The sequence below is a fragment of the Micromonospora sp. NPDC048935 genome (genome assembly GCF_043197875.1).
Lineage (GTDB): Bacteria > Actinomycetota > Actinomycetes > Mycobacteriales > Micromonosporaceae > Micromonospora.
In genome coordinates this window covers 506,973-512,972 of record NZ_JBICTZ010000004.1, presented here as the reverse complement: position 1 = coordinate 512,972, position 6,000 = coordinate 506,973, and the positions used below count along the sequence as shown (strand labels likewise).

General features: G+C 68.9%; 6 protein-coding genes and 3 tRNA genes. All 9 read right to left on the bottom strand.

The genetic code is table 11. From position 1 onward, the window contains the following. Positions 1-126 precede the first annotated feature (126 nt). Positions 127-849, bottom strand: a complete 723-nt coding sequence (nusG, locus tag ACGFIW_RS15660) for a transcription termination/antitermination protein NusG (RefSeq protein WP_393315248.1) — start codon at positions 847-849, stop codon at positions 127-129. 39 nt (positions 850-888) lie between these two features. Continuing rightward, entirely contained in the window at positions 889-1,281 is a 393-nt protein-coding gene (secE, locus tag ACGFIW_RS15655) for a preprotein translocase subunit SecE (RefSeq protein ID WP_393315245.1), read from the bottom strand. Between the two features lie 214 nt (positions 1,282-1,495). Next, positions 1,496-1,568, bottom strand: a tRNA-Trp gene (locus ACGFIW_RS15650). A 129-nt stretch (positions 1,569-1,697) separates the two neighbouring features. Next, the gene (locus ACGFIW_RS15645) at positions 1,698-2,090 is read right to left on the bottom strand and encodes a MaoC family dehydratase (RefSeq protein WP_393315242.1); all 393 of its coding nucleotides are present in this window, start codon (positions 2,088-2,090) and stop codon (positions 1,698-1,700) included. Between the two features lies 1 nt (position 2,091). Beyond that, positions 2,092-2,538 (bottom strand): MaoC family dehydratase N-terminal domain-containing protein, encoded by a 447-nt coding sequence (locus ACGFIW_RS15640; protein ID WP_393315239.1) that lies wholly within the window; start codon positions 2,536-2,538, stop codon positions 2,092-2,094. 125 nt (positions 2,539-2,663) lie between these two features. Next, entirely contained in the window at positions 2,664-2,831 is a 168-nt protein-coding gene (gene rpmG / locus ACGFIW_RS15635) for a 50S ribosomal protein L33 (RefSeq protein ID WP_007073056.1), read from the bottom strand. Positions 2,832-2,965: 134 nt separating this feature from the next. Continuing rightward, positions 2,966-3,038 (bottom strand) — tRNA-Met (locus tag ACGFIW_RS15630). Positions 3,039-3,062: 24 nt separating this feature from the next. Further along, positions 3,063-3,135: transfer RNA gene (locus ACGFIW_RS15625), tRNA-Thr, on the bottom strand. Positions 3,136-3,228: 93 nt separating this feature from the next. Beyond that, positions 3,229-5,754 (bottom strand): putative bifunctional diguanylate cyclase/phosphodiesterase, encoded by a 2,526-nt coding sequence (locus tag ACGFIW_RS15620; protein WP_393315236.1) that lies wholly within the window; start codon positions 5,752-5,754, stop codon positions 3,229-3,231. Between the last annotated feature and the right edge of the window lie 246 nt (positions 5,755-6,000).

The following is a 6,000-nucleotide window of genomic DNA, read 5'->3' as shown; positions in this document are numbered from 1 at the left end:
GCCCGGGGGGTGCTACTGGGGGGAAATTAAAGTGTCGCGCAGGCCGCAGCCCAGTGGACCGCGGTGGTCTCGGGGGTGGTAAACCCCCTACTTGGGGGGCGGGCCGGGCCCGCCGCCGACGACCAGTCAGATCTTGGCGACCTGGTTGAAGTTGAGCTCCACCGGGGTCTCGCGACCGAAGATCGACACCAGCACCTTGAGCTTCTGCTGGTCGGCGTTGATCTCGCTGATCGTGGCCGGCAGCGACGCGAACGCGCCGTCGGTGACGGTGACCGAGTCGCCCACCTCGAAGTCGAGGACCTTGATCTCCGGCTTCGACTTCTTCTGCTCGGTCTCGACGGCCGGCGCCAGCCACTTCAGCACCTCGTCGAGGGAGAGCGGGGCGGGCCGGTCGGCCCGGTCGGTCGCGCCGACGAAGCCCGTCACACCCGGGGTGTTCCGCACACACGAGTAGGACTCGGCGGTCAGCTCCATCCGAACCAGGATGTAGCCCGGGAAGACCTTGGCCTGGATCTGGGAACGCTTACCGTTCTTGACCTCGACCTCTTCCCGGGTCGGCACCTCGACCTGGTAGATGAAGTCCTCCATGTCGAGGCTCGTGATCCGGGTCTCGAGGTTGGTCTTGACCTTGTTCTCGTAGCCGGCGTACGAGTGCACCACATACCAGTCACCCGGCGCGTAGCGCAGCTTCTGCCTCAGCTCGGCGACCGGGTCGTACTCCTCGTCCGGCGCGGGCTCAGTCGTTGGGAACTCCGGCTCGCTGGCGGCCTCAACCGACTCGTCACCAGCCGCCGTCGCGACCGTGGACTGCTCGTCCGCGGGTCCGGCGGTCTCGTCGTACTCAGGCACGCTCGCTCACTTCCGTCACTATCGGCTGGAGGCAGCCGGTCAGTCCGAGTTGCCGAAGACAAACAGCACGACCTTGGCGAAGCCGAGGTCGAGCAGGCCAACGATCGTCAGCATCACCGCGACGAACGTCACCACCACGGCGGTGTAGGTCAGCAACTCCTTACGCGTCGGCCAGATGACCTTACGCAGCTCGGCTACGACCTCGCGGAAGAACCGGGCGATGCGGCCGAACACGCCCACCCGACCGGTCTCCGACCGGGTGGTGGGCCGGCTGTCCGCCGACTCCGCCCGGGCACGGGACCGGGTGGCGGTGCCTCCCCGGGAGACCGGCTCGTCCGCGCCGGAGGCGTCGTCGTCGGCAACCTCGTCGACGACCTCGTCGTCCAGACGATCGTCGCCGGCGTCCTCGCCGTGCCGCTTGTTGTCGGCCACTTCGCCCTCCGTCGCGGAATCTCGGGTCGCACGCCGAGTGGCGTACGCGGCGCTGGTCACGCCGGCCGGGCCCAACCGTCCCGCGACGGGCCGCGGCCGGTGGATCACCCGGAGGGCCCCGATTGCCTCGGAACCACCCCGCCGATGCCACCACCACGGGCCGGACGCCGCCAAGCTGGCGGCGCGACCCACGGGAACGGTCAGGCCTGAGGCGCAGGGGTGACAGGACTTGAACCTGCAGCCTGCGGTTTTGGAGACCGCTGCTCTGCCAATTGAGCTACACCCCTGTGCGGCAACACTCGCCCCACGCGGTCACATTCGACCGAGCAGGGGTCACTTGCCCCACGGCGGACCAGTGTACGGGTAGCCGCCCGACTTTCCCAACCGGTCTCTCCGCCCCGCGTGGCGGGCCTGCCTCAGCGCGTCGTCCGGATGGTCGCGCGGGCCTGCGAGAGCACCTTCTCGCCCCCGCAGGTCGCCGTCACGTCGAGTCGGGTGAGCCCGTCCTCGGTCACCTCACGGACCCGCGCGGTGACCTCGATCTCGGCCCCCTGGTCATCGTCGGGGACCACCACCGGCCGGGTGAACCGCACGCCGTACTCGACCACCGCGTCCGGCGACCCGGCCCACTCGGTGATCGCCCGGCCGACCAGCGCCATCGTGAACATGCCGTGGGCGATCACCCCGGGCAGACCCACGCCGGTGGCGAAGCTGTCGCTCCAGTGGATCGGGTTGAAGTCACCCGACGCGCCGGCGTAGCGGACCAGGTCCGCGCGGGTCACCTGGAACGTCTTGGCGGACAACTCCATCTCAGGCCTCCCCGCGTACGACGATCTTCGACCAGACGGCGACCACCGGTTCCCCGGCGACGGTGTGCACGTCGGTGCGCGTGGTCAGGAAGCCGTGCCCGCCCCGGTTGCTGACGTCCTCGATGGTGTTGACGCAGACCAGCTCGTCGCCGGCGACCACCGGCCGGGTGTACGCGAACCGCTGGTCACCGTGCACCACGCGGCTGTAGTCCATGCCCAGGGCCGGGTCCTCGATGATCTGACGGCTCGCGGCCATGGTGACGACCACCGGGAAGGTCGGCGGAGCCACCACGTCCGGGTGGCCGAGCGCCTGCGCGGCCTCCGGGTCGTGGTGGGCCGGGTCGGTGGCGCCGATGGCGGTGGCGAACTCGCGGATCTTTTCTCGGCCCACCTGGTAGGGGGCGGTCGGCGGATAGGTCCGGCCGACGAAGGAAGGGTCCAGGGACATGCCGCGAACCTACACGGAACGCACAATCGCCGATCTGCTCGGCAGGCTGCGGCGGAGCCGCACCACACCGGTCAGATCGGCGATTGGAAAGCTTTGACACCGGCCGGCACGGGGCCGGCCACGGGTCAGCGGGTCTCGCGGTGGACCGTGTGCCGACCGTCGCGCGGGCAGAACTTCTTCAGCTCGATGCGGTCGGGGTCGTTGCGCCGGTTCTTGCGCGTGATGTAGTTGCGCTCCTTGCACTCCACACACGCCAAAGTGATCTTCGGCCGGACATCGGTAGCCTTCGCCACGGCGGAGTGCCTTCCTCGCTAACGGAAACAACTACGACGCGCCAGCCTAGACGCTGACAGCGCGGACATGCAAAGTGGGCGCCAGAAGCGCCCATTTTCCTACGACCACCGGCGACGAGCCCGGAAGACGAGAGTAGCGGTGGCCGGACTTGAACCGGCGACACAGCGATTATGAGCCGCTTGCTCTACCATCTGAGCTACACCGCTGCGATGGGTCCAGCTGAACCCTCGAGCCCCCTTACGGAATCGAACCGTAGACCTTCTCCTTACCATGGAGACGCTCTGCCGACTGAGCTAAGGGGGCCTGCGCGATCTCCCCGTGGGGCGCGCAGAAGTAAGAGTACACGGCCCGGCTCGACAGGTGAAATCGGATCCCCGGTGATCGTCTACGCCCTGCTCAGGGCACGACGCGAAGGCGCGGCAGCTCTCCGTTGGAGATCGATTCCGGCTCGACCTGGGCACCGAACCAGGCGGCCAGCCGCTCGTACGGCAGCGGCCGGCTGAACAGGAAGCCCTGCCCGATCTCACAGCCGATGTCCTGGAGAAGCTCCAGGGTCAGCTCACTCTCCACGCCCTCGGCGACCACCGCCAGGCCGAACTGCTGGGACAGGGTCACCACGGCGTTGACGATGGCCAGGTCCCCCGGGTCGGTCGCCATGCCCTGCACAAAGGTGCGGTCGACCTTCACCTCGTGCACCGGCAGCCGGCGCAGGTGCGCCAGCGACGAGTCGCCCGTGCCGAAGTCGTCCACCGACAGCCGGACACCCAGGTCACGCAGCCGTCGCAGGGTCGGGATGGGCCGGTCGGTGCCGTCCAGCACCCCCGCCTCGGTGATCTCCAGGGTCAGTCGCTGCGCCGGCACCCCGTACTCGGTCAGCAACTCCTGGACCCGGTCCGGAAAGTGCTGGTCGGTGAGCGTACGGGCCGAGATGTTGACCGCGATGGGCAACGGCTGATCGGCTAGCGCCCAGTCCCGACTGCGACGTAGCCCCTCGCGGAGCACCACCTCGGTGAGGCGGCTCAGCTGGCCGGTGTGCTCGGCCACCGCCACGAAGTCCTCGGGGGCGACAGTGCCGTGCGTCGGGTCCTCCCACCGGGCCAGGCACTCGACACCGACCAGGCGCCGGTCCCGCAGAGTCACCTTGGGCTGGAAGTAGACCTCCAACTCGCCCTGGTCCAAGGCGTGGCGCAGATCGCCAGCCAGACCCAGCCGGCGCAACGACCGGGACTCCAGTGCGGGGTTGAACAGCTGCACGCTGCCCGGCACCGACTTGGCCGCCGTGGCGGCCAGGTCGACCCTGAGCAGCAGGGTCGCCGCGTCGCTGCCGTGATCGGGGTGCACGGCCACCCCGACGGCAGTGTTCACATCGAGGGTGAGCGCGTCGAAAACCATCTCGTCACGGATCTGGTCGCGTAGTTGGGCGGCCAACTCAAGCGCCGCCTCCGCGCTTTCCAACCGCAACGTCACCAGGAACTCGTCCCCGCCGGCACGGCCGACCAGGGCCGACGACGGCGCGCTGGCCCGCAGCCGGCTGGCGACCTCGGCGAGGACCTTGTCCCCCGCCGCGTGACCGAGGGACTCGTTGACCTGACGCAACCCGTCGACGTCGAAGAGCAGCAGTGCCACCACCTCGCCGGGGGCAGCGATCGTGAAGGACTCGGCGAGCGCGCCGGTGATCCGCCGACGGTTGGGCAGCCTGGTCAGCGCGTCGTGGTAGGCGTCATGCCGGAGCCGGTCGACCAACCGCGAATTTTCCAGGGCGACGGCGGCGTGCGCCGCCACGGTCTCGAAGATGGGGAGGTCCGCCGGGGCGAAGTGGCCCACGTCGCTGAGCCGGTTGGCCACCTCCAACGTGCCGATCACCGCCTGCCCCGAACGCAGGGGCACCGCGATGACGTCCTTGACCTTGGAGTCGGCGAGCGCGGACCGCAGCGTCGGGTCACCGCCGAAGGCCCGACCGAGCGCGACCGTCCGACCCGTCTCACGGGTCTTCTCCCGGATCACCGCCGGGGTCGGGGCGACGTCGAGCAGACCTCGGTCGTCCAGGCGTGCGGTCAGCAGGACCTCCGGGTGCCGACCCTGGGCGGGAAGCCACAGCGTGGCGTATTCCGCCTGCATGAGGGAACGGAGCCGGCCGAGCAGCGCGTCCGTCAGGTTGCCGTCCTGACCCGCCTCGCTCATCGCCCGGGTCAGCTCGTACATGTCGCCCAGGGTGCGGTGCTGCCGAATGAACTGCGAGTAGGAGCGGTAGAGCAGGACGCCGGCCACCGCCAGGGCCAGCAGAAGGAGAATCGACCAGAGGGTCGTCGCCAGCGCGATCAGGATGATCATCCCAACCGCGACGTTCAGTGCTGTGGTCAGCAGGACCTGGATGGCCGTGCTCGTCGTCTCCCGGGTGCCCTGCCAGCCCTGCAGGAGAGTGATCACGCCAACCACGGCCACGAGGCTGATCAGCGCGTTGGCGGCGACGGCGGCGAAGACCGCGCTCCACGTGGACGGGCCAACCCCCTCATGGGGTGGCATGGCGGCCAACACCAGCCCCGCGACGGAGAATCCGGCGGCCGCCCGGGCGACGTTGAACCAGAACTTCGGCGGCGCGTAACCGCGGTGAATCTGGGTGAAGAGCTCGGCTGCCGTAGCGACGACGACCATGAGCAGCGGCGACAGCCAAAACAGGGCGAGCACGAGCGGGATCTCAAGGAGGGTCACCACCACCGCTTGACGGCGGACGACGAAGCTGAGCGTTGGAATCCCGGCAGCAGCCATCACCACCAGCAACACAACAGCGGCCGGCCAATCCTCGAAACGGATCGGCACCGTTAACGCGAGAACCAGCGATCCCACCAGGGCAATCCCGGCAAGGGGAGCCGTGATCAGCCAGGCGTGCTCGGTCGTACGACGTCGGACAGCCTTAGGTGACACCGCACCGCCCTGTCATCGGACACGTCGCCGCCGCACCGGGGTCACCGAGCGACGCTTGACGCTCCACTCGAAACCGAAACGCTGTGGCCGGCGGGGGCACCCCACTCGATCAGCGTGGACTGGAAACCACTGCCAAGTTGAGCGCCAAGGACACCAACGGCCAGCGCGGCGAGGACGATCGACGCCGTGCGCAGCCGGCCAAACTTTCGACCAGACATTTGGAACTCCTGTCGGCAGGGGGCGGTG